The organism is Mycobacterium decipiens (genome assembly GCF_963853665.1).
GTDB lineage: Bacteria > Actinomycetota > Actinomycetes > Mycobacteriales > Mycobacteriaceae > Mycobacterium > Mycobacterium decipiens.
On record NZ_OY970459.1, the window covers coordinates 88822 to 112051 of the forward strand.

At 64.8% G+C, this 23230-nt stretch carries 23 protein-coding genes and 1 pseudogene; 12 read left to right on the plus strand and 12 right to left on the minus strand.

The window, feature by feature from the left end; translation table 11 throughout:
- Positions 1 to 17: 17 nt before the first annotated feature.
- On the minus strand, positions 18 to 2732 hold the full coding sequence (locus AADZ55_RS00440; RefSeq protein ID WP_133056430.1) for a YcaO-like family protein: 2715 nt from the start codon (positions 2730 to 2732) through the stop codon (positions 18 to 20).
- Positions 2733 to 2785: 53 nt separating this feature from the next.
- Entirely contained in the window at positions 2786 to 3388 is a 603-nt protein-coding gene (locus AADZ55_RS00445) for a glycine-rich domain-containing protein (protein WP_085325524.1), read from the minus strand.
- 299 nt (positions 3389 to 3687) lie between these two features.
- On the opposite strand from AADZ55_RS00445, the gene AADZ55_RS00450 reads away from it, so the two are divergent.
- Both AADZ55_RS00450 and AADZ55_RS00455 read left to right on the plus strand, forming a co-directional pair.
- Positions 3688 to 4170, plus strand: a complete 483-nt coding sequence (locus tag AADZ55_RS00450) for an RNA polymerase sigma factor (protein WP_085325566.1) — start codon at positions 3688 to 3690, stop codon at positions 4168 to 4170.
- Positions 4170 to 4784 carry a methylated-DNA--[protein]-cysteine S-methyltransferase gene (locus AADZ55_RS00455; RefSeq protein ID WP_085325525.1) on the plus strand — a complete coding sequence of 205 codons (615 nt, stop codon included), beginning with the start codon at positions 4170 to 4172 and terminating at the stop codon, positions 4782 to 4784. Before AADZ55_RS00450 ends, AADZ55_RS00455 begins: the two co-directional genes overlap by 1 nt.
- Before the next feature lie 20 nt (positions 4785 to 4804).
- Here the strand turns inward: AADZ55_RS00455 and AADZ55_RS00460 are convergent, their stop codons facing one another.
- Together AADZ55_RS00460 and AADZ55_RS00465 are read right to left on the minus strand one after the other, a co-directional pair.
- Positions 4805 to 5218, minus strand: a complete 414-nt coding sequence (locus tag AADZ55_RS00460; RefSeq protein ID WP_165759402.1) for an ester cyclase — start codon at positions 5216 to 5218, stop codon at positions 4805 to 4807.
- A gap of 119 nt (positions 5219 to 5337) precedes the next feature.
- Positions 5338 to 6369, minus strand: coding sequence for a fused (3R)-hydroxyacyl-ACP dehydratase subunits HadA/HadB (locus tag AADZ55_RS00465; RefSeq protein WP_085325527.1), 1032 nt, complete (start codon positions 6367 to 6369; stop codon positions 5338 to 5340).
- A gap of 112 nt (positions 6370 to 6481) precedes the next feature.
- On the opposite strand from AADZ55_RS00465, the pseudogene AADZ55_RS00470 reads away from it, so the two are divergent.
- Positions 6482 to 7549 (plus strand): annotated as a pseudogene (locus AADZ55_RS00470) (glycoside hydrolase family 6 protein); the annotation flags it as partial.
- A gap of 7 nt (positions 7550 to 7556) precedes the next feature.
- Here the strand turns inward: AADZ55_RS00470 and AADZ55_RS00475 are convergent.
- The 3 genes from AADZ55_RS00475 to AADZ55_RS00485 all read right to left on the minus strand — a co-directional run bounded on the left by AADZ55_RS00475 (position 7557) and on the right by AADZ55_RS00485 (position 10243).
- Positions 7557 to 9050 carry an amino acid permease gene (locus AADZ55_RS00475; RefSeq protein ID WP_085325528.1) on the minus strand — a complete coding sequence of 498 codons (1494 nt, stop codon included), beginning with the start codon at positions 9048 to 9050 and terminating at the stop codon, positions 7557 to 7559.
- A 214-nt stretch (positions 9051 to 9264) separates the two neighbouring features.
- Positions 9265 to 9903, minus strand: coding sequence for an SRPBCC family protein (locus tag AADZ55_RS00480; RefSeq protein WP_085325530.1), 639 nt, complete (start codon positions 9901 to 9903; stop codon positions 9265 to 9267).
- On the minus strand, positions 9896 to 10243 hold the full coding sequence (locus AADZ55_RS00485) for an ArsR/SmtB family transcription factor (protein WP_085325531.1): 348 nt from the start codon (positions 10241 to 10243) through the stop codon (positions 9896 to 9898). Before AADZ55_RS00485 ends, AADZ55_RS00480 begins: the two co-directional genes overlap by 8 nt.
- 111 nt (positions 10244 to 10354) lie before the next feature.
- On the opposite strand from AADZ55_RS00485, the gene AADZ55_RS00490 reads away from it, so the two are divergent.
- The 4 genes from AADZ55_RS00490 to AADZ55_RS00505 all read left to right on the plus strand — a co-directional run bounded on the left by AADZ55_RS00490 (position 10355) and on the right by AADZ55_RS00505 (position 13598).
- Positions 10355 to 10693, plus strand: coding sequence for an ArsR/SmtB family transcription factor (locus AADZ55_RS00490; protein ID WP_085325568.1), 339 nt, complete (start codon positions 10355 to 10357; stop codon positions 10691 to 10693).
- A gap of 16 nt (positions 10694 to 10709) precedes the next feature.
- Positions 10710 to 11204 (plus strand): SRPBCC family protein, encoded by a 495-nt coding sequence (locus AADZ55_RS00495; protein WP_085325532.1) that lies wholly within the window; start codon positions 10710 to 10712, stop codon positions 11202 to 11204.
- Between the two features lie 57 nt (positions 11205 to 11261).
- A complete protein-coding gene (locus AADZ55_RS00500; protein WP_085325533.1) occupies positions 11262 to 11936 on the plus strand; it encodes a methyltransferase family protein in 675 nt (224 codons plus the stop codon).
- A gap of 207 nt (positions 11937 to 12143) precedes the next feature.
- Complete coding sequence (locus AADZ55_RS00505) at positions 12144 to 13598, plus strand: FAD-dependent oxidoreductase (RefSeq protein ID WP_085325534.1); 1455 nt, start codon at positions 12144 to 12146, stop codon at positions 13596 to 13598.
- 43 nt (positions 13599 to 13641) lie between these two features.
- Here AADZ55_RS00505 and AADZ55_RS00510 read toward each other — a convergent pair whose 3' ends face one another.
- Positions 13642 to 14160, minus strand: coding sequence for a TetR/AcrR family transcriptional regulator (locus AADZ55_RS00510; protein ID WP_085325535.1), 519 nt, complete (start codon positions 14158 to 14160; stop codon positions 13642 to 13644).
- Between the two features lie 52 nt (positions 14161 to 14212).
- On the opposite strand from AADZ55_RS00510, the gene AADZ55_RS00515 reads away from it, so the two are divergent.
- Positions 14213 to 14566: a VOC family protein gene (locus AADZ55_RS00515; protein WP_085325536.1), complete on the plus strand. Its 354-nt coding sequence runs from the start codon at positions 14213 to 14215 to the stop codon at positions 14564 to 14566.
- Between the two features lie 30 nt (positions 14567 to 14596).
- On the opposite strand, the gene AADZ55_RS00520 is transcribed toward AADZ55_RS00515, so the two are convergent.
- Positions 14597 to 14860: a YdeI/OmpD-associated family protein gene (locus AADZ55_RS00520; RefSeq protein ID WP_085325537.1), complete on the minus strand. Its 264-nt coding sequence runs from the start codon at positions 14858 to 14860 to the stop codon at positions 14597 to 14599.
- 349 nt (positions 14861 to 15209) lie between these two features.
- Between AADZ55_RS00520 and AADZ55_RS00525 the strand changes: the two genes are divergently transcribed.
- The 3 genes from AADZ55_RS00525 to AADZ55_RS00535 all read left to right on the plus strand — a co-directional run bounded on the left by AADZ55_RS00525 (position 15210) and on the right by AADZ55_RS00535 (position 17315).
- Complete coding sequence (locus AADZ55_RS00525) at positions 15210 to 16421, plus strand: EspA/EspE family type VII secretion system effector (RefSeq protein ID WP_085325538.1); 1212 nt, start codon at positions 15210 to 15212, stop codon at positions 16419 to 16421.
- Between the two features lie 61 nt (positions 16422 to 16482).
- On the plus strand, positions 16483 to 16797 hold the full coding sequence (locus AADZ55_RS00530; RefSeq protein ID WP_085325539.1) for a type VII secretion target: 315 nt from the start codon (positions 16483 to 16485) through the stop codon (positions 16795 to 16797).
- 2 nt (positions 16798 to 16799) lie between these two features.
- Positions 16800 to 17315, plus strand: coding sequence for a hypothetical protein (locus AADZ55_RS00535; RefSeq protein WP_085325540.1), 516 nt, complete (start codon positions 16800 to 16802; stop codon positions 17313 to 17315).
- 26 nt (positions 17316 to 17341) lie between these two features.
- On the opposite strand, the gene AADZ55_RS00540 is transcribed toward AADZ55_RS00535, so the two are convergent.
- Genes AADZ55_RS00540 through AADZ55_RS00550 form a run of 3 tightly spaced genes read right to left on the minus strand, consistent with a single transcriptional unit; the run spans position 17342 to position 21432 of the window.
- Positions 17342 to 19342, minus strand: coding sequence for a hypothetical protein (locus AADZ55_RS00540; RefSeq protein ID WP_133056431.1), 2001 nt, complete (start codon positions 19340 to 19342; stop codon positions 17342 to 17344).
- A 42-nt stretch (positions 19343 to 19384) separates the two neighbouring features.
- The gene (locus AADZ55_RS00545) at positions 19385 to 19792 is read right to left on the minus strand and encodes a YbaB/EbfC family nucleoid-associated protein (RefSeq protein WP_085325541.1); all 408 of its coding nucleotides are present in this window, start codon (positions 19790 to 19792) and stop codon (positions 19385 to 19387) included.
- Positions 19789 to 21432 carry a PPE domain-containing protein gene (locus AADZ55_RS00550; protein ID WP_085325542.1) on the minus strand — a complete coding sequence of 548 codons (1644 nt, stop codon included), beginning with the start codon at positions 21430 to 21432 and terminating at the stop codon, positions 19789 to 19791. The genes AADZ55_RS00545 and AADZ55_RS00550 overlap by 4 nt, the downstream gene beginning before the upstream one ends.
- Positions 21433 to 22049: 617 nt before the next feature.
- Here AADZ55_RS00550 and AADZ55_RS00555 point away from each other — a divergent pair.
- A complete protein-coding gene (locus tag AADZ55_RS00555; protein WP_085325543.1) occupies positions 22050 to 23213 on the plus strand; it encodes an AAA family ATPase in 1164 nt (387 codons plus the stop codon).
- The last annotated feature ends 17 nt before the right edge of the window (positions 23214 to 23230 follow it).

Below are 23230 nucleotides of genomic sequence, written 5' to 3' on the forward strand. Positions count from 1 at the left end.
ATACCCGCCAGCGTTGGTCATTGGGTGCGGGGACCATGAGGAAGTAGGTCGCGGATCAGGGTGGCTCGTGCACGGCGGCCGGTGAAGAGTGGGTTCGTCACTTCCAGGCCGGGAATTAGAACCCGCACGGCGTGTGCCGGCCGTATTTGGGGCGTGGTGTAGTCGGCGACGAGGAAGGCCGGGGAACCGGCCCGCACAACACGATCGACCATCCATTCCAGCTCGTCGAGGATATCGCGCGCATGTATCCCGGAGTTGGCATCGAACGGTTGAAGCGGACGATCATTGCTGAACCAGAACGCTTGTGATTGCGGAACCGCCGTGCGGGGACGCTCGTGTCGACCGAGGCTACGAGCGTGCAGGGAGTAGTCTTCGCGTCCCCCTGCAATGTAGCCACCTCGGGTCTGAGCCGCCTCCAGTAGTGCCATAGTCACGGCGACCCCTGGATCGGGGTGGCAGGCGAAGCCATCCGCGGACGCACTCTGGAATGAGTTGAACGGATCGTCGAATATGCGCGCCCAATACGTGGGCACGGCGACATCGGAGGTGATGTCGACGATTCGTACGAGCACGCCGGCATGGTGATATTTCCCGACGATCCGCGCAGGGGTCTCGGGAAGTGTGGTTTCGTCGACGAATCTGAACTGTCTGTCACCAACCGAACCCGGATTGTCGATCTGGATCTCCGCCAACCGATAGGCGTGTCTCTCGATGTACTCAGCTCCCGCGTGCACAATCGCCTCGGCCAGACTGAATCCCGATCCAAGTCCGCTGGACGAGAAGATCTTGCCGCCCAGCCTGGGCGAGTAGAAAATGTCGTTGAGCTGGCGCTGTCCAAGCAGGCTCGATGTCGGCACGTAGGTGCTTTGTGCGCTGACCAGGTCATAACAGGGAGCCCAGTCGAACTCAAGTGCATCCGTGTATCGGGAGTCGTAGGGCAGGCCGAGTTCCAGTGGATCCACCGCGGCATGCTCGGCTGACCAATTCCCAAACGAACGGTGGATTTGGGCGGCCGGACTGTATCGGTCTTGGGCGAAGATTTCGACTTCCTCCATGATGCTTCCGACGCGCGCGCCCTCACGCGATTCGGACTTGCCGCTACTGAAACTCGACGACCAGCCGCTGCGTTGCCCGTATGCCTGGGCTATGTGTATGCCGAGATTGTCAAGTTCACCGACCAGACCAATGCGCACGATTCCGATCTGTTTGGCCAAATCGGCGGCAACGGTCGACGTTTCAGCCTCCGACAGACTGAATCTCGGTGAGTCGGCCGCCTTGATGCTGCTGGTGAGCGCCAAGGGCAAATCGCTCCACGCAGCTTTCCGCTGCACGGGTGCAGCCGTCGGAGTGGGCCGATCCAGCGCGGAGGTGACGGGTGCGCCGGCTCGCCGGGCCAATGCGAGTTGCTCGATTGAGGCGTCGAGTTCGGGTGCGGACAGTCCGAGCGTGCGCAGCGAAGTAGCGACCGCTTCCCATCGGAACGCGTGACGGAGGCGTGCGATGCATCGGCGGGCATCAATCAACTCCTCGGCGGTGGGTGGCTCCTTCAGGCCACCCTCGGCCGCAAAGTACTGCAGGGCACCGAGTCGCAGCGTCTCGCGCTTGAGCGCCAAAGCGTCGCGCCACAGTTCGACTCGTAGTGCCGCGTTGAATGCCTCGGTTGGTGCCGTTGCGAAGGCGCGCACAAGGTGTTCTACCGTGGCCTCTGCCTCGAGCGTGTCGGCGACGTCCTCTAGCCCGAGTCCGAGATCACGCATGGTCACGTGCGCTTCCTCAGGCGAATCCCAACCCCATTGGAAGCGGGTGAGATCGAGCGTCTTCTGAGCGGCTTCGATCGACTGGGCTCGGGTGGGCAGCGGCGCCGGGATGCGCAATGGGCAGCCCGCCGCGGCACGGCTGCTGATTGCCCGTGCGGCATATCGCTCGAATGCGCCTGCCACTTTGAGAAAGCGAACGAGATCCTCGAACTGAATCCGGTCGCCGGACTCCCAAATCAGAATTGAGGCCGAGCTGCTTTCGTGGGCATTGACACGCGCGTAGGCAGGGGTGTTGGTTGGCCGGGCGTCGCCAGTTGTTGTTGGTCTCGGTTCGGTGTGGGCGATGGTTTCCAGGAGTAGCAGTGCGTCGTCTGCCTTGAGGTCGAACCGCTTAAGGAGGCAGATGATGTCGGCGACGTCCCTGTTGCGGGAAAGGCTGGAGGCGGCCAGAATTGCGGGATATGTGCGGTCGCTGAAATGCAGTTTTGCCGCCGCCTGAACGATCGCGTCGCCGTCTACTCGGCTGAGAGTTCCTGTGCGGACTAGTCTTTCGACCGCAAATCTCACGTTGACGAGGGGTTCGGTCAATGAAGCGAACGTATCAGGTCGCAACATCACGGCGACTTCGTCGTCACGCTCTATCACACCGGAGCAATACATCTCGTAGATGCGGCCCACGCCGATGACCGCCGGAATCTCCGCGGCTCGGAGGGCGCCCATGCTGGCCGCTCCGTAGACCTGGACACCGCGGTCGATCGAGTCGCGGATCTCACCCGGACTGATCGCCAGCGATTGAGCAAAGACGCCATCGATGATCGCGACGATCGAGCCAGGCGGGACGGCCGCCAGGTCATCGCGTTTGACGGGTGGGCGAAAGTCGGCATCCGGCAACACTTCCTTGGCCCGTTCAAGAAGCAGGGACGGGCCGAGGAAGACGATCTGGGCCGGGTTGTCCGCCACCACCGGTACCTCCATCGCGGTCACCCCGCCCGGTCGTCACGAACTCCGACGGGTATTCGGTGGACTAGCTAGGATTGCGGCTTGGTGACCGCGACGATCGGGCCCTCGATGTCCAAGTCGATCGGCGCAATGATCTTTTGGCAGTGCTGACCGTTCTTGCAGCCCTTCACCCCTCCGTCGGGCTGATCGAAAATCTCGGCTTGCCCAGTGAGCACCCGATCGAGCGTGAGGCGAGGCGCATTACCCAAGTTCGTGTCCTTGACGAGCGGAACGCCGAACGTCTCTTGCCAAATGCGTTGGGTGACTCCAAAAGCAGGGACATTCTGTCCCTCGTCCTCCTCGCCCGGCAGTCCGAAGTAGGGGTAATGGTGCAACAGCGAGCCGAAGACGCGTTCGCAGTCAGCCGCGTACTTCTGGGTGTCCAGGATGTGTGCGTGCCAGTAGTCATCGAGATCGCGGTTGACCGCTAACCGTTCTTGGGGATAGAGGAGATTCAACACAAGGAAGCGACGATAGGCCTCTTCGGCCTCTCTGATCCGTACGTCGCTCCAGCGTTCGGGCTCATCGTATTGGAGCTTGCGGTTGATCTTGGACAAGTCGATCTGCGCTACGCGTTCGACCGCGCTGCCAACTCGCTCGCTGCGGTCGGGATCTGAATCCGATGTATGCATGTCTTCCCCCGGTACGTCCACTGATTCAGTGGTTATCAACCGTACGCTCGGCCGAGCTCTGACACTATTGAAATGGAAAAGACCCAGTTCCGACCTGGCCAAGGAAGACGCCAATGGAGCCAGGGACGGGAAACGCGCACTGTCAGCGATGAGTTCGTGCAGCCAAACTGCAGGCCAACGGGCGGGATAACAGTGACCGAGTCAGCGACTCTCGCGACTTGCCCCGCCGTGGATGAACCGGTCCGTGAGACAACGGGATCTCACGTTTCGGCGTTGGCGGATGTCTTCATGATGTGAGCGTGCGTCCGTTCGAGGAAGTGGTGGCCGAGTACGGCCCAATGGTGCTGCGCGTGTGTCGTGCGGTGCTGGGGCCGATCGACGCCGACGACGCGTGGTCAGAAACCTTCCTGTCGGCGTTGCGTGCATATCCGGACCTAAGGCCCGACTCGAATCTTGAGGCGTGGCTCGTCACGATCGCCCACCGCCGCGCCATCGACGTGGGGCGGGCACGCACCCGCGCACCGACGCCCACCGAGCGCCTACCCGAATCTGCCGGCACGGCGGTGTCGCCCGATCCAGCGGGCAGGGACCTCGATCTTTGGTCGGCACTGGAAACGTTGCCCACCAAGCAACGGCAAGCGGTCGCATACCACCACCTCGCCGGTATGCCCCACGCCGAAGTGGCCAAATTGCTCGGCAATTCCGCCGACGCCGCCCGCCGCGCCACGGCAGACGGCATCAAAGCGTTGAGACGGCTGTACCTGGAGGAGGAAGCGAAATGATGAGCACTGATATCGCCGGCCGCGACCCCGAGCTGGGTGGACTGTTCCCCATCGCGAGCGTCGATCTGCAGCTCCTGCACCTGCGATTGGAGCGGGCGGCGCGGGACTCCGATCTCCTTGACATCGCCTATCGCACGATCGACACCCCGGTTGGCGAGCTACTGCTGGCGGCCACACCGGCGGGCTTGGTTCGAGTCGCCTACGCCAGCCAGGACTTCGACGCGGTGCTGGCCGATCTTGCGACCCGGATCAGTCCACGAGTCCTGCGGTCACACCCGCCCCTGGACGCCGCGGCCCGCGAGGTTGGTGAATATTTTGCCGGTACCCGCACCAGGTTCGATCTACCGCTGGACCTGTCGTTGACTGCCGGCTTCCGTCGCCAGGTGATCGAGCAGCTGCGCGAAATCGGGTATGGACATCGGCAAAGTTACGCCGCGATCGCGGCCGCCGTCGGCAGTCCCCGCGCCGTCCGCGCGGTCGGCAGCGCGTGCGGCCACAACCCGCTGCCGGTGGTGATTCCGTGCCACCGCGTCGTGCGCGCGGACGGCTCAATCGGCCAATACGTGGGCGGCGTCAACGCGAAGACCACCTTGTTGAGCCTGGAGGCCGCTTGATGTTCGTGGTCCACGGGGGGTCACGGCTGGTGTGCTCCGAGCTGCGCGGCCAATAAGGCTGCGTCGACGTACTCCCACTCCTCGATCAGCTGATCCGCGAGGGAGTGGGCAATGACCGCACCATCGAACTCGACATCTCTCCCGGTCGGTTCGAATCCGAGGAATGTGCCCGTGTGTCGACCCGAGACGCTGTAGCGGCAATACGCTTGATCCTGGCGCCCGCCGATGTCGTGGATCTGCGTGTGGAAGCCGTCGAAGGCGGCCCGGACCGCCCAGATGCGGTCCTTGAAGACCTGCGGACCCACGAGGTCGCCGCGCGAGGTGTGTCTGACAAACGACGTCGCAATGCGTCTGTCGATCACCTCCAGTTCACCCAGGTTCCAAGCGCACTCGATGATCTCCCGGACGATGTCGCCCGCTGAATCGTTGGTCACGGCCAGCTCCATTCCCCGTCGTGCGGACGTCCCCCTTGCCGCCCACACTGCAAACGGTGGACGGCTCGGCTTTGTGAGACGGGGTTGGGGATTTGTCGCCTGGGCCAGATCAGCGGAGATCAGCGAAAGCGGACGTGCGACGTCGCAAGGCCGAAGATCTTCCGGCCACCGGACCGCGCGGTGACAATGACGACACCGGTGCGGGTTACCGGGTCCAGCGATTTGATTCGGCCGCTGTACTCGATGTCTGCGCCCTCGGCGGCCGACACGATGGCGGGCTGGGACAGCCGCACCGCGTAGCGGGTAACCGCGCCGGGGTCGCCCGACCACCCGGAGACGACACCGGCACCCAAACCCATGGTGAGCATTCCGTGGGCGATCACATCGGGCAGCCCCGCCAGCTTGGCAATGTCCTCGTCCCAGTGAATCGGGTTGGCGTCGCCGGCGACTCCGGAATAGTTCACCAGGTCGCCGCGAGACAGTCGGGCGTGGTGCACCGGTAGCTGATCGCCGACCTTCACGTCATCGAAGGACGGCGTCCCCGGCGTGCGTGCCGTGCCTCCCTCGGCGATCCGAACCTCGCCCTCGGGACGCACCGTCTTTTGGTAGCCCGCATCGGATTCGCCGATTTCGATGATGTTCACGTCGTGCATCATCACGTTCCGCACGGCCGTCCTGATCGCCGGATCGACATCCTCGCCGGTGATACCGACGACGGTGGTGTGCAAAGTGTGCACCCGCTCGCCGGCGGTGTCGGTGAAGGTGTTGGTCACGGTGATCAGGTCTCTGCCGGCGATCCTGCGTACCGACGACAGCTCGACATCAATGCGCAGTTCGTCGCCGGCCACGATTGGGCGGTGCTGCTCAAAGACCTCTTCGGTCTGCATGTAGGTGTCATAACCGACAACCACCGATTCGAACAGGCGCCGATTGGCGGCCATGGCCGGGATCGATGTGAACGTCAGCGGCGCCACCAGGCCCGAGTATCCAAGCTCCGCGGCGACGGCGACATCCCAGTGCGCGGGGTGGTAGTCCTGCACTGCACGGGCGTACTCGCGCACCTTCTCCCGCCCGACCCGGTAGGTGTCGTCCACCAGGTAGTAGTGGCCGACCCGCGATTCGATCGTCGACGCTTCTGCTGCTGCGGTCATGAATCTGCTCAACTTTTCTATCGGCCTGTTCGCTGAAGCCGACCGAAGCACACTAACGCGCCGACGCCGCAGCTATTCACGCCGATACGCCTTGGCAGCGGTGCAGGCCACCATCTGTCGTCGGCGTTTGGCGTTTGTCGAATTGTGGCACTACTTTTCTGGGGTGATGTCCTCAGCTCTTGGTGCGGTCGCGCGGTGGATCACCGCCTTCGTGGCGGTTGCGGCGGTCGCTGGCATGGGGTTGTTGGCCGATCCGGTGCGGGTCGTTCCCGCCCCGAGGGTGACCCTGGTCGACGCGGCAAACCCGCTGGCCGGAATGCCCTTCTACGTCGATCCCGGTTCGGCGGCGATGGTCGCGGCGCGCAATGCCAACCCGCCGAGTGCCGAGCTGACTGCAGTCGCCAACACCCCGCAGTCCTACTGGCTTGACCAGGCGTTCCCAGCGTCTACGGTCGGCGGCACGATCGCCAGGTACACCGGCGCGGCGCAGGGTGCCGGTGCCATGCCGATTCTGACGCTTTACGGAATCCCGCATCGCGACTGCGGTAGCTACGCATCCGGTGGGTTCGCGACGGGCGCTGACTACCGCGGGTGGATCGACGCTGTCGCATCCGGTCTGGGCTCATCGCCGGCGGCGGTCATCGTCGAACCCGATGCGCTCGCCATGGCCGACTGCCTGTCGGCGGATCAGCGCCAGGAACGCTTTGACTTGGTGCGCTACGCCGTCGATACGCTGACCCGCGATCCGGCCGCCGCCGTGTACGTCGATGCGGGGCATTCGCGCTGGGTGAGCGCCGAGGAGATGGCCGCCCGGCTCAACCAGGTCGGTGTGGGCCGCGCCCGCGGTTACAGCCTTAACATCTCGAACTTCTACACCACCGATGAGGAAATCGGTTACGGCGAGGCGATTGCCGGACGCACGAATGGCTCGCATTACGTGATCGACACGTCGCGCAACGGCGCCGGACCTGCGCCCGATTCCCCGCTCAACTGGTGTAACCCCAGCGGCCGCGCCCTGGGTGCACCGCCCACCACGGCTACCGGGGGCGCGCACGCCGACGCCTACCTGTGGATCAAGCGTCCCGGTGAATCCGACGGCTCATGCGGCCGCGGGGAGCCCCAGGCAGGTCGGTTCGTTAACCAATACGCCATCGATCTGGCCCACAACGCGGGCCAGTAGCGACCCCTTAGGCCTTCCTAGACCTAGCGACTCGCGACGTATCGTTTCCGGTCTGAAGTGGTTGCACGCCGTTCGCGCGGTGGGGGCTGCTGGGATTTAGGTGCGAGTTGCGGTGGCCGTAGAACGCGTAGATCGCTAGTCCGAGCAGCAGCCAGCCGGTGAAACGCAGCCAGGTGAGTTCGGTGAGGTAGATGGTAAGCCAGATCGAAGCTCCGACCCCGACCAGTGGGATGATCGGCATGCCCGGCATGCGGAATGAGCGCTCGATGTCGGGAGAGCGATAGCGCAGCACGATGACCGAGCTGCAGACGATCGCGAAGGCAAGCAGGATCCCGATGTTGGTCAGTTGTGCGGCTTCAACGATTGGGGTGAACCCGGCGATTAGCGCGGAGACGATGCCAACGATCCAGGTAACCCGCACCGGCACATGATGTTTGGTGTCGACCGCGGCAAACCACCGGGGTAACAGACCGTCGCGGGCCATGGAAAACCAGACCCGGGTCACAGCGAACATGAAGGTAAACATCACGGTGGCGATGCCTATGACCGCGCCGACTGAGATCAGGGTCGCGATCCCCGGAAGGCCAACGACATCGAAGGCGCGGGCGAACGCAGATGTTGGGTCGATTTCGGTGTATTTGATCATCCCGGTCAGTACCAGGCAGGCCAGAATGTAGAGCGTCATCGAAATCGTTAGCGAGATCAGGATGGCTTTGGGGAGCATCTTTCTGGCTTGGGCGGATTCTTCCGCGGCTGTGCTCATCGCGTCGTAGCCGAAGACGGCGAAAAACACGATGGAGGCGCCGAAGAGCACCCCGTTCCAGCCGAACGGCAGGAACGGGGTGTAGTTGTCGGTGTTCACATAAAACGCGCCCAGGCAAATGATGAGCACGACGAGGCCGACTTTGAGCCAGACCAGCACGCTTTCGGCGCGGGCGGCGTTGCGCACACCGCGGGTGAGGACGAACGCGATGAGCAGACACAGCAGCATTGCGAACAGGTCGACTACGTGGCCCTGCCCGGTTCCCGGCGCTCCGAGCGTCCACTGGGGCAGGCTGATGCCGACTTGTTGGACAAGGAACCCGAAATAGCCGGAGATGCCAATACCGACCACGGCGACGATGGCGGTGTACTCGAGCAGCAAGTCCCAGCCGACGAACCAGCCGACGGCCTCGCCGAGGACGGCGTAGCTGTAGGTGTAGGCCGACCCGCCCTTGGGGATCATTCCCGCAAATTCGGCGTATGACAAAGCCGCACAGGCGCTGGCAATGCCCGCTACCACAAATGACAACGGCACCCCTGGCCCAGCGGCTTCCTTGGCCACCGCCCCGGCCAAGGAAAAAACACCGGCACCGATGATGCCGCCGACGCCCAGCGCGACGAGTTGCCATAGGCCAAGCACCCGCAAAAGCCCCCCACCCTGCTGCGGGTCTTCGGGCTCGATCGCATCGATCGGCTTGCGGCGAAAGACACCGCTGGTGGAGAAGTCCAGGATGCTCATCAGGTGGCGACCTTTCTCAGCAAGCCGTGCAATCGCGATTCTGCATCGTCAACGTACGGGTAGCGATCGTTGCCGCTGCCGCCGAGGGTTCGGCTGCGGTTCGTTCCGCGTGTGCTAGCGCCACTAGCAGATCCGATTCGGCTGTAAAGTGCCTGCAAATCTTGCGTTCCTGCGCCCTTGCGGTGCAGCATCGGGCGAGGCCGTGCTCCGGTCCCTATTCCTCGCCGAGGTACGCGGCAGTCGCGCGGTCCGCGCACTGGCGCGCCAGGTCGGCGTCCTCGCCGCCCAAGACGTTGGCCTCATACCAGGCCGCCGACGCCATTCTCATGAAGCGCCGACCTTCGTCGGTCGCCACCCATTGCTGGCCGAATGATGGATCGATGGACTGGCGGGTACTCAGGTGAAGCGCCAGACCCAGCACCATCGAATCCCAACCGATGCCGACCGCACCCGGTCCGTACTGGCGCCACGTTTCGTCGTCGACATGCGCGATGTGCTCGAGCAACAATCGGGCTCGGCCCGATCCCTCGCCCGAGACGCTCACCTCGATCCAGCTCATGCTGCCGCCGTACTCCCAGGTGGCGGTGAAACTGTTCGGCGGGTCGCACGTCAGGACGGTCCCGTTGGCTTGGCCCTCCAGCCGGTACCGGCCGCCGACCTTGAGCTCACCGATGATCGGCAGAAACCACCGAGGAATGCGCTCGATGTTGGTCACCGCGTCCCACAGATCGTCCGGGTCGGTGGCATAGGACTGGCCGACGGTGACGACGCGTGCCTCGCCCGCCTCCAGCGTGCGGCTGCCGACTGTGCGCCGGACCGCGTTGATCTGATAGTCGACATCAACGTCAATCATGTTGGCTCCTTTGCTCTCTGCGTTGTCGTTTGCCGCGGGCGACTTCGGTCGCCAGCGCACTCAGGTGTGGTGTCCAAAACCGGCGGAATGTGTCCAGCCAATCGTCGATATCGCGCAGCGGCGCGCTGTTCACGGCGTAGAGCCGGCGCTGCCCGTCGGGGCGGACCGAAGTGAAGCCGCTGTCCCGCAACACTTTCAGATGCTGGGAGACCGCGGGCTGGGTGATCGCGAACTCCGCCTGGACGGTCGCCCCAATTGCCCCAGCGGAAAGCTCGCCGTCGGCGAGCAGTTCGAGGATACGGCGGCGCACTGGATCGCCCAGGACGTCGAATGCGTGCACGATTCGCCACTATAAAAGCAGCCACTTATATAAGTCAAGGCTTCATCATCTTTACCGGCGATCCCATTGGGCGCTTGATCGCGATAGCCCGAGCCCGTAATGTACAACCAAATGGTTGTAGAAAATGTGTTGAGCAAGCGACGGACCGACCGGGTCCTCCATGCCCTGGCGGACGCCACGCGGCGGGACATCGTCGCGACGGTGCTGGTCAAGGAGCATTCGGTCTCGGCGTTGGCTCGGCAGTACCCGATGAGCTTCGCTGCGGTGCAAAAGCACGTGGCCGTCCTCGAACGATGCGGACTGGTCAGCAAGCACCGGCGCGGCCGCGAGTCCCTGGTGCACGGCGTCATCGACCAGGTGCGTGACGCACAGCGAGCGCTCGACGATCTCGAACAGCTCTGGCGCCACCGCGTCGCACAGATGGACCAGATCCTCGCCGAGGATTGCTGAACCGAGGAGGAGACCCATGCCTATCACCCGTATTGACAAGAGTCTCGACGCCCACACGATGACGGTCGTCGCCGACTACGACGCCCCGGTCGAGCGCGTCTGGCAGCTCTACGCCGACCCCAGGCAGCTCGAGCGGTTCTGGGGTCCGCCGACGTGGCCGGCCACCGTTGTCGACCACGATCTTCGTCCCGGTGGTCGGGTCAGCTACTTCATGAGCGGACCCGACGGCCAGAAGTCGGCCGGCTACTGGGACGTGCTCGAGGTCGACGCGCCGAGTCGGTTCGTCGTCGACGATGGTTTCGCCGACGAGAGTGGTCAACCGAATCCGAACATGCCCACCACCCGCATGGAACTGAGCCTTGTCACGCGCGCCGACGGCGGCACCACCATGACCGTGGTCTCGACCTTCGCGTCGACGGATGCGATGAACCAGATGCTCGAGATGGGCATGGAGGACGGCATGCGGGAGGCGATGGGCCAAATCGACGATGTGCTGGCCGGGATCACCTGAGCGCCTGGCTATCTCGCGCTTCGGCCTCGCATCCACTCGGCCATAGGCAAGGAAATCGTGCATGACACATTGAAAGCGGTCACGGCAAGCCTGCTCGGATTCGCATATTTCGGCGTGCTGCTGTTCCTGCCGGCGGGCACGTTCGATTACTGGCAGGCATGGGTTTTCATCGCGGTATTCGTACTCGTCACTGTCGTGCCCGGCATCTACTGGGCGATGCGGAGACCCGAAGTGCTGCGTCGGCGGATGAATGCGGGCCCCATGGCAGAGACTCGGCCCGCGCAGAAAATCGTTGTCTCTTGCCTCTATCTGTGCCTGACGGCGTGGCTGGTGGTCTGCGCACTCGACCACCGGTTCGGCTGGTCGAACGTGCCGACCGCCGTCGTCCTCGTCGGCATTGTGCTGGTGGCGGTCGGCCTTTGCATCACAATGCTGGTCGTCCAACAAAACAGTTTCGCCGCGGCCAATATCACGGTAGCAGCGGACCAGCCACTGGTGTCCACGGGACTGTACGGATTCGTCAGGCACCCAATGTATTTCGGAGCGCTGATGATGATGATTGGTATGCCTCTTGCGCTCGATTCGTATTGGGGACTGCTGTTCATCATCCCGAGCGTGATCATCCTGGTCGTACGCATCCTCGACGAGGAGAAGGCGCTCCAGCAAGAGTTGGCCGGCTACCGCGAATACACCCAGAAGGTGCACCATCGGCTGGTGCCCGGAATTTGGTGACGGCCACTCGTCCGGTGGCGGCACCAACGCCGACGTCGAGGCGGTCCGGGTAACGGTTCGGGCACGTTTCAGTTGTCCCGCGACACGTCATGCGGCACCGCGGTTCACGTCGCTGAACAATGCGGGACATGACGCGATTTGGACGGTGCCGGCCCGCAGGGCCCGGCTGCGCCGGGCTCGGAACCGTCACGAGGCGGGAGCCCGACGTTGGCGCGTGAGATCTCCCGCCAGCGGCTCTTGCGGGGCGCCGCCGGAGCGCTGGCCGCCGGCGCAGTTTTTGGATCGGTCCGAGTCGGCTCGATCCGGGCGACCGCGGCTCCGAATGCCTCCGGCTGGGAGGGACTTTCTGCCGCCCTGGGTGGGCGAGTGTTGAGACCGGACGACGGTTCTCAATTCGCAGCGGCCAAGCAGGTTTTCAACACCAACTACAACGGCTTGACGCCGGCGGTGATCGTTACCCCGACATCGCCGGCGGACGTGCAGAAGGCAATCACATTCGCCGCTGCCAACAACCTCAAAGTCGCTCCCCGCAGTGGTGGGCACTCCTATGTGGGGGCTTCCACGGCGAACGGCACCATGGTGCTCGACCTGCGTCAGCTGCCCGGGGAAATCAAATACGACAACGCCACCGGGCAGGTCACCGTGACGCCCGCCACCGGGCTGTATGCGATCCACCAGGCGCTGGCCGATGTCGGCCGCGGCATCCCGACGGGCACTTGCCCGACGGTCGGTGCGGCGGGGCACGCCCTGGGCGGCGGGCTGGGCGCCAATTCCCGGCACGCCGGCCTGCTCGCGGACCAGTTGAGGTCGGCGACGGTGGTGTTGCCCAGTGGCCAGGCGGTCACCGCGTCGGCCAGCGACCACCCGGACCTGTTCTGGGCGTTGCGCGGCGGCGGTGGCGGAAACTTCGGGGTGACAACCTCGTTGACCTTTGCCACGTTCCCCACCACAGACCTCGACGTCGTGAACCTCAATTTCCCGCCGGAGTCGTTCGCTCAGGTCCTGCTCGGTTGGCAGAACTGGCTGCGCAGGGCCGACCGAAGCAGCTGGGCACTGGCAGATGCCACCGTCGACCCGCTGGGTACGCACTGTCGTATCCTTGCGACCTGCCCGACCGGGTCGGGTAGCAGCGTGGCCAGCGCCATCATTTCAGCCGTCGGAACGCAACCGACGGGCACCGAGAACCACACGTTCAACTATTTGGACCTGGTGAGGTATTTGGCGGTCGGGAACCTCAACCCGTCGCCGCTCGGGTATGTCGGCGGATCCGATGTGCTGCCCACCATCAACGCGGCCACCGCCGCGGCGATCGCCTCGGCGGTCGACGCCTTCCCGCGTGGGGCGGGTCGCATGTTGGCGATCATGCACGCGCTCGACGGCGCCCTCGCCACCGTCGCACCGGGGGCCACAGCCTTTCCGTGGCGTAGGCAGTCCGCGCTGGTGCAGTGGTACGTCGAGACCTCCGGTTCCCCGTCGGCGGCGACCAGCTGGCTCAACACCGCGCACCAAGCGGTGCGACCGCACTCGGTCGGCGGCTATGTGAACTATCTCGAGGCGAACCAGCCGCCATCGCGCTACTTCGGTCCGAACCTATCCAAGCTGAGCGCCATCCGGCAGAAGTATGATCCCGGCCGGGTCATGTTCTCGGGGCTGAGTTTTTAGCCGCCGGGTGTGGCACGGCCCCGGGACTGTTCGCGCGGCGGCCTCACCCGCGGTCGAAGAGGCCGAAGTTCGCCAGGGCTGTGCGTACCGGCTCGACGCCGTAACCTTCCACGGTGCACATTAGCGCCGCCCGCCACGCCGCCAGCCAAAGTCGCGCCGAGGTGCCATCGCAGACCAGTACCGTGGCGACCGCCGTTTCGATCAGATCATCACGCCCGGCGGGCACCGGCGCGCCGACCAGACGAGCACGACCGGTGCCGACGACATAGTCGAAGCCAACCAGCAACGCCGCCCGCACCGCCACCGCCGGGGGATCGTCCGCGCGAGCCGCCAGCGCGCCCGCGATCCGGTCGACGGTCCTGCGCTCCGTTTCGAGCCGGACGATTTCGTACAGCCCGAGTTTGGTTTCGAAGTGGTGATAAAGCGTCCCGGTCGTGACATCGGCCGCCGTACATAGCGCGACAACGTTTACCTCCTCGAACGGCTGCGCGCTGAACGCGTCGAGAGCGCGAAGTACGAGGCGTCCCTTCGCCGAGCGCTCCGTCGGGATCCACTCCGGCATGCCGCTAGCATAACCTGTTGCTCTGATTCCATAATTGGATTATGTTCGAGTCATGACCACGTTGGGGTTCCTCTACCTCCCCGTTCCCGAGCTCGGGTCCGCGCTGGCGTTCTATCGCGACACTTTGGGCTGGACCGAGGCTTGGCGCGAGGGCGACCACACCGTTGCGCTCGCCCTACCCGGCACCGAGGTGCAGCTCATGGTCGACGTCGACACCGAACGCATTGGCAGACCGGGGCCCATGCTTGTCGTCGACGACGCGCGGGCGTGGATCGCAAAGCGAAGCCACGAACTGGCCGTGTGGCTCGAACCGATCGAGATCCCGGGCGGATGGTGGGCCGGGTTCGAAGATTTGCACGGCAATGCGGTTTACGTCCTCGATCAATCCACCGCCGACCAGGGATAGTGCGCTACCCGGACGACAGTGCGTTGGCCCTTATCCGCCGGTGCGCTCGCGGTGCGTGCACCCCGGCCAGCAGCAGGGCCGGCGCTGGCCCTGCTCGAGTTCCTCCTGAGTCCGGCGGATGCGGCGCTGTCGGGTCGTTTCCTGCTTGGCATCCTCGACCCAACAGATGAACTCGTTACGCGCCAACGGTGTGATGTCCTTCCAGGCAGCGAGTGCCGCCGGGTTGGCGATCAGCGACTCGCGCAAGTCTGCGGGCAGCTTGTGGACAACCCCACCCGGGAGTCGCTGGCTCATGGCACCAGGGTAGCCATTTGCCCAAAGGCGAGCGGTTCCGGGATGGGATGCACTCTGACGCTTTGTCGGGCAACGAGACTACGTAGCGCGGCCCAGCCCAAATACATTTCTCCGTAATGTAATTTGGGCACGCTTCCGGACGCTTGGCGGTAGCTGGGCATGCCTTTCGGCAAGACAGCCGCGGAATGCCCGCGACACCAATCGGTTCGAATCCTTCTTAGCGACAATGAAAGTCAAATTCGGCGACGCCGTCGTCGAATCAGGATATTCACAGCCTCCATTGGTGCGCCGAGGTTTACGATTGACCTGCACACCACCGAAACCGCAAACAGTGCAGGGGAATACAACAATGGGTGCAATCACAGCTTCCGGCGTGGCCCTCACCACCGCCTATTCGGCGGGTATGAGTTTCGCGTCGGGTGAGTGGCAGACCGGCATAACTCAGACGGTCGGCGCCGTTGGGTACGGTGCGTTCGCATATGGCCAATACAAGGCCGAAAGCGCGGCCTTCAAATCGCAGACGGTGTTCCTCGACACGGGAATAGTGCTCACCACCATGGTGGACCTACTGTTTGGCGGCGCGTCGAATAAGGGGCAAGGCTACTCGATCGGTTCGAAGAGCTTCGAACTCGCCAACCGAACCCTGGCGGATGCCGTTGTGGACTCCAGCAGCTGGACGGGATCCGCCGCCGACGCGTACGGCGCGCGGAACAGCGATCAGATGACTCGGACCACCACCATGGCCACCCTTGATTCGCAGATCGCGAGCATACTGGCGAAGCAGGCTCGACAGATCAAAGCGAAGAAGACTCAGCTGGCGCGGGCGAAGATGAGCCTGGTCGCAGCCGTGCCGGTCGCCATGAGTCTCCGGTTGATTCAACCTGGCGGCGAGGCAATTTCGGTGGCGTTCGAGCTCGCCGTCTTCACCGCTGCGATGGCGGTTGTTGAGCGAGCGCTTGGATTCATGCTGGCGGATGCGAGCGACAACCGGCGTGCGGTACTAGACGTCCGGCACCAGTACTGTGCGGTCGCTGCCGCGACGGCGCAGCCCGGTGGCACAGCGCCCAAGCCGTCACCTCGTGCGGCCCCGGCCTTGACGACCACCGTTGCTGGGGTTCCCGAGGCGTCGGGGGTGTCCTCCACCGCACCGGACGACGACGCCGTTGCGCTGGCAAACATCGCAACCGGGAGCGTCGGCGCGCAGGCGGGATCCGCATCGCCGGTGACGGACCCGCAAGGGCCCGCGAACGCGCCGGGGACCACGCGCGGACCCGCGGGCGGGTCGACGGACGCACCGGCTACCGTGCCCAGGCTAAACGATTGGGCGGCCCAATCCTCCGGGCGCACCGCAACTTCCGCGCAGCGGAAAGCCGAGGCGGCCCAGCGGCCCACGCGTCCGGCGCACGCCGACGAGCGGGGCCGTGCCGCGGAGCGCACCGGCGCCGACGACGCCAAAGGAGCGGCCGCGGGCGCGCGCGACGGGGAGCGCGCACCGATCGGTGGCGCAACGGGCGGCGCTGAACAGGAGCGGGAGCCGAACCCGGTACAGCGTAGCTTGTGACGTCGGTCGCACGTCAAAGCCGATGTCCGGTAAAGAAATTCAGCATTGAGGAGGCAAGCCCATGGCGGATCTGATGGCGAATTCCGGGTACTTGACCGGCCTGGCCGATCAGCAAGACCAAGCCGCTGGCGAGATCGATGCCGCGACCGCAGCGGCCGACAACGCCGCCGCTGCGCTGTGGGCTGATCATGGTCCAGTATGCGGAGAATGCATCACCGCCCTGCAAGCGACGGAGAAGGACCGGGCAAGTGCCGGCACCAACCTAGCCGGATTCTCCAGCTACCTCGCCAAAAGCCTGCGTGTTGCTGGGACGAAATTCGACAGCACCGACAAAAGCGCGCGCGAGAGTCTCGACCGCCAAGTGGTTGGCGGCTGATCATGCCCGGCGACGACGCCGATCTATTCGCGGCCCTGGATTTCGGCGATGAGCTCGGTAACAATGGCTGTGCCGCAACGGACTTCGTCGAGGACACTGGAGCCGAGTTGGCCGCCCTCGACGCGCTGAATCAGGACACGAGCGCGGACGACGAGGACCTCAGCGATGCGGACGGATCCGGTGGCTGGCAGCTGACCACATTGACCAACCCAGCTGAGACCGTGTCGGTGACGGCGAGTATGGACGGACAGATCCGCGGGGTCGAGTTGTCGGCGAACGTCGCGACGATGACTGAATCGGAACTCGCCGAAGAGGTACTTGTCGTCGCGGACCTGACTCGGCAACGGGCGCTATCGGCGCAGCACGCCTTGCTGGCCCGATCCCTTCGCGCAATAGGAGCCGACGACGAGGCCATCCGCGACCTGCTGGACAACGGCATGGGCCTGCCCTCGCCGGAACAGGCCGCCGAAGCGCAGGCACATGTGTTCGTCACCCGATACATCAGCCACACTGACTGACCGATCATCCGGTCATACCGGCGTGATCATGGGTTGATCAGCGCGCTATCCAGTAGCCGGCGCAGATGCTGCCAGTACAGCGAATCGGCTACGGCGCCACGCCGGACGCCGACGTCGACCGTAGTGTGCGCCTGCCAAAGCGCGGAACTGTGGGAATAGGCGGCATAGGTACGCAACGCTTGCAGATGTGCGGTCTCTCGTCCGGGGGCCTTTCGCACCACCGGCGTCATGACGTTGAACCACAACCTGCGCCTATCCGCCGGCGGACTCACTACCACCTGTGTCGGCGGCAGCAGTGTGGGCAGTCTCGCATCGGTGGTTGACGCCAGGCGGGCGGCGGCGGCGGGATCGACGACCTGCAGCCGGGTTCTGCCGGTCATGCCGCCGCTGGTTGGGATGTCGTCTGAGGTGAGCATCACCGTGGGCACACCGGTATCGGAGCCGGCAAACTGCTCCGCGGTGGCGATTATCGCGCGCAGCACGTGGTCATGGTGGGCCGCCCAGGCCTGCACGGCCAATGCGGGACGCGTGGCCCAGCGCGCCCGCTCTGTGACGGGGATCCCCTCGTCGGCACTGGCCATGCACGCCGCTTCCGGTAGCTGCACCCGCTCCGGAATGTAGGCCACTCCGTAGCTATTGGCCAGCACGATCGCGCCCTCGGTAGTGACACCGACGACCCAGAAAAACCCGAAATCGCCTTGGCCACCACTGTCTGGTGCGTTGAGCGCCGCGGCTATGTGCCGTGCCAGTCGCAACGGGTCCTTCCCGCCGCCGGCGCGGCGTCGGGCGGGCTCGGCGACGGCGCCCGCCGCAATGGCGTCGCGCTCGGCGCGCGCCGCAGCAACCGGTACCGCGGCCGGACCTGCTGACGTGGCGCGGTGGCCAGCCTCAGTACGCGCGGTGTTCGTTCGAGCCGGGCCCACACCGCTCGACATCTGCTGTCCTGTCGGGGATGCATCCGCCGGTCTGACCGGAGCGGTCCAACCCGCGCTCGGGCCCGAATTCGCACCATCTGACACCGCCGGCACCCGCGGTCCGGCCAGCGCGGACGGTGCGCCGGTTTCGGTGGTCGGCGTCGTCGGCGTTGACGAGTTCGCCACAGGCGGAGCCCGCCGGCTGCGCGGTGTTGCCGAGCGTGGCGCCTGCTCGCCGCCGCGCCCGGGTCTAGCTGCCGGAGCGGCCGTCGACCCCGCCGGCCAGCCGACCGGAACGCCAGGTGCCGCGGACGCCGTCCGACTCATCGACTGGGCCCCCGAGGCCGGTCTCGGCATGGCCACCGGCAGCGACGGACTTGCATAAGCGGAAGACGCCAACGGCTGCCCAAGCGACGGCGGCGTCGTCCCCGACAGGTGCTGTCTGATGACATGTGCCGACGAGGTCACGGGTTCCGGCGGCTGGGGGCGGGGCGGCCGATGGCCGCCGGGGGACTGCGATTTTGGGGGTCGGAGTCTCGGTGGGTGCTGGACTGGCACCGGCCTGTCTGCGGGTGGCGACTTCTGGCTGAGCAGCCTTTCGAGCGCGCTATCGGGGGGCGTCCACGTCCGCATTGCCCGGATCTGCTCGGCAGTGTCGGCAACCACGCTGGCGCTCACCCCGTGCGCCGTGCCGACAATCGTCTCGATTGCGGCGTCTCGCGCCGCTGCCGACCAGCTGGGGTCATTGCGCAAGACGGTGATCTGTTGTTGAGCCGCTTCCACGTTGTCGCTGATCGCTGACTTGGCGTAACCGATCGCCCCAGCGACCTTGTCGTGCACGGCAATTGCCGTGACGATATCGCGTTGCAGCTTCATCAACCGGTCGATATCTCCGTCCAGCGCGCGCCTTGCCGCGTTGGCGCCCCCACCCGACCAGATGCCACCCTCGAAGATCTGCAACCGCTGTTGCTGGCAGGTCTCCAACACGTCGGTTACCTGCCTAAGGGCCCGAGTGTATTCCCGCGCCCGGTCGTAGAGGATGTCCTCGTCGAATTCCGGCCACCCGCCCGGCTCGAGCATCCGCTGGGCATCCGTACCGCCCGGTCTGGTCATGCCCATCGCGTAGTTGCTCCCGCGCACGAAATGCCACTGCGGTCAACGTCTGCCGACGTCTAGGTCCGCGCTGTCGATGTCACCGTCATCGCGATCGTGAGCTGGCTGTAGGCCGAAATGTGTCTGCAGCGCCGCGGTGATCTGGGCAAGCCCCCCGATCAAGGCTTCCTGCTGGGCACTGATGACCGACCCCGCGGCTTCCCGCGCGTTGCACAGCGCCTCGTTGATCCGTTGCGCAACCGTCGGTCCGCCCAACCGCAGTAAGCCGTCCGTGACATAGAGGTCGGTCAGCCACCGGCGTCCATCCAACGTGACCTGAACTGTCCTGGCTTCGTCTGTGCCAGTGTACGTTTGGGTGTCTACTTGGTGCGCGTAGTGGTCGAGGGTTGTGTGCAGGCGCGTCGTCTGCTGCAACACCGCAGCGACCTGTGGATGGGTACCGGCGTTCATTCTGGCTCCATGTTGTCGGGAAGATCATTGCGCCGCCGTCTACCAATGAGGCCCCCGGTCCATGGGCGCTTCTCGGTATACAGTGACTCCTCGGCCCGTTGGGCGTGCTTGGGCTTGCCGCCGTGACCCTGAGCGCCCTGCCCCACTGGTGCCATACCCATGCCGCCACCGCCGATCGCGCCACTCACACGCGAACCCGGCTTGCCCAGGCCCACAGCGGTATTGCGCGTTGCCGACGAGGACCGTGCCGCTGATTCGACGTCAGTCAGCGGGATCGACGGTACGCCGCCACCGCCCGCTGAACTGCCTAGCCGAGAACCCGGGGCCGGTGTCGTCGATCCGACGGCAGATGCGGGCTTCAACTCCGCCGCCGGCACATCGCCGCCGGTGGCCGACGCCGGCTTGAGCGACGGCGGCGGCAGCATCGCTGCCGCCCTGGTCGCCGAACCGGTCAACGGCGCCAGCCCTGCGCCCGGCACACTGCTCACGGTGTTGTCCGTCCCGCCGGTCCCGGCGCCAGCCGGCACCGGCGAGGGGTCGGTGACCGTTGCCGACCCCGCCGAGATCTCGCTACCGACATCGGAAAGCGCCGACGACCCCGCAGCAAGCCCGTCGACCAAGCCGGGTTGATCTAGGGGGAGCCCCGAAGAATCGGGGGGCTCGGGAACCGTGATGCGGGCAGCCGCCGGAGGTTGCGGCGGCTGCAGCGCCGGTAGGGGTAGCGGCACGTTCTTGGCATAGGCGGCCAATGTCTCCTCCGACTTTGCATCCGCCGCCAAATACTGTCTGCGAGCGAGTTCGGTGTTGCCCGAAAGGTAGTTCCTTTCGATCGTCGCTATCTGGGCCGACGTGGGGTGGTCCGTCACCGCCTGACGCTGTGCGGACACGACGCTTTGGGCCTGGGCAGCAATGCTGGCGCACAACTCCGCCATTTGGTACATCCAGGATCTTTGTGCATTGAAGCTCGATTCGACGGCCGTCGCTGCGGCGCCCTCCCAGGAGGAAAAGGGCCGAAACATGTAGGTGGCTTCTAGCAACGTTGTTTGGTAGGCGGCCCACTCCTGGGCAAACGCGTCGAACGATACGCCCTGATCAGCTGCGGCGATTTGGCGTGCCAACTGTTTCAGATCGACGTAGTCACCAAAGGATTGCTCGATCGGGTTCAGGTTTAAGTTGACGATCTGGAATCGTGGCGGTGGTTCACAGTCGAGCCTGTTGGGTGGTTTGGTGGCCTTTCTGGATTGTGGCGACCCGGGCGACCCGGGCGACCCGGGCGTAGCGGGCGTTGGGGGCGTTCCGGATGTTCCAGACGTTCCAGGCGATCCGGATGGTTCTCCCGAATCGGGGTTGCTATCGGTCTTGCCTATCGCCTGCGCGGCCTGTTCGTCAGTCTCCTCGTAGGCTTTGGCCGCGTTCCTAAGGGATACGGCCAAACGTCCCCGCTCCCGACTCCCCGCATCAAGGTAGAGCCGCATGTTGTCGGCCGACAGCCCGATCTGAGCGGTTGCCCTGATCACCATGGCAAGTTGGCTCGGCGGAACGGGGTTGCCGGATGGTGGATTCGGTAGTGGGGCTTCCAGCTCGGCGACCCTGGCCATGAGTTCCTCGTGTTCGACATTCAAGGTCTGCGGCGCGGACATCGCTCACGGTCCTTTCTTCGTTGGTTGAGCATCAGTGCTGATAGGGCGGCGTTGCGCGGGCGGCTGCGGTCGGTCATGGTTGTTCCCACGGCAACAGCAACGCGACGACTCCCGCGTCGAGGTAGCGCAAGGCTTAATAGCCAAGCGCGCACAAGATAATGACGGTTATCGCGACAACCACCAGCCGATCGGGTCCGTTCCATTTCACGTTGGTCACCGCGGAAATGTTCGGGCGCGAACGTCAAAATGCATTGACGAGATTGACTTATTGCCACGCCACCTACAATTAGCAGTTCCCAACCGGCCGCAACAGCGATTACTCCTGTGAGTTCGCTCCGGGGTCTGCTCGGAAATGTCCCGGATGCACAGTGCAACAACGAATTTCATTTTCGTATATCGATGTGCGAAGGCGCTGTGCCGCCGCCTTGTTCGCTGTCTCGTAAAAAGACATGTTGTGCCAGTTTCGACTACCCGATTTCAGGTCGGCCGACAATGAAAATCACATTGCGTCCGCAATTCTCGCCACTAGTTCCGCGAAGCCAGCGATGCGGGTCAGCGGCGTAGCACCATGATGGCCCAGCCGAAAGTGAGCGCGGGCATTGGACTAGCGTGGCCAGGTGCTGGTAACTGTCGCGGTTCAGAATTACCGCTCGCTACGTCAGCTGGTCGTTCCGCTGCGCCAGCTCAACGTCGTAACCGGTCACAACGGTAGCGGCAAATCCAACCTCTATCGAGCATTGCGCCTGCTGGGGAACTCGGCTCGCAACGGCGCGGTGGCCGCGCTGGCCCGCGAGGGTGGGTTGAGCTCAACGATGTGGGCAGGGCCGGCGGTGATCGGCAAGTCGGTGCGCGAGGGGCGCCATCCGGTCCAGGGGACGGTGCGCGCCGAATCGGTCAGCTTGAAGCTTGGCTTTGCCGGGTCCGATTTCGGCTACGCGATGGACCTGGGGTTACCCGGGCCGACGCGCAGCGCGTTCCAGCTTGATCCCGAGCTCAAGGTGGAGGCGCAGTGGGTCGGGCCGGTGTGGCGCACCGCGACAGTGATAGCGCAACGGGGTGGCCCCACCGCGCGCGTTCGTGACGGCGAGGGCAACTGGCACGTGATCGCCGACGTGCTGCGGCCGTTCGACTCGATGCTCAGCGAGCTGGCGGATCCGGTGCGCGCACCGGAGCTGATTCAGCTGCGCGAGCGCATACGTAGTTGGCGCTTCTACGATCATTTGCGCACTGATACCGATGCGCCCGCCCGGCGGGCCCGAATCGGTACGCGCACACCGGTACTGGACCACGATGGCGCAGATCTGGCCGCTGCCTTGCAAACGATTCGCGAGATCGGTGACGATGCTGCGCTCAGCGAAGCCGTCGACCGCGCGTTTGACGGCAGCCGCGTCGAGATTCGTAACGACAACGGTCTCTTCGAACTGGCTCTGCACCAGCCCGGAATGCTGCGGCCGCTGGGCGCCGCCGAGCTCTCCGACGGGACGCTGCGATATCTGTTGTGGATCGCGGCCCTGCTAACGCCGCGCCCGCCGCAGTTGCTGGTGCTCAACGAACCCGAGACCAGCCTGCACCCCGAGCTATTGCCCGCCTTGGCTTCGCTGATCGCCACGGCCGCCGAACGTAGCCAGATCGTCGTCGTCACCCACTCCGAATCCCTGGTCGTGGCGCTGCAAGAGGCCGCTGACGTGCACACCGTACGTCTGATAAAAGAACTTGGCGAGACCCGGATCGCGGGTCAGCGCCTACTTGACCAGCCGCCATGGCATTGGCCGCCACGCTAGCGGGGCGCCATAGCGCC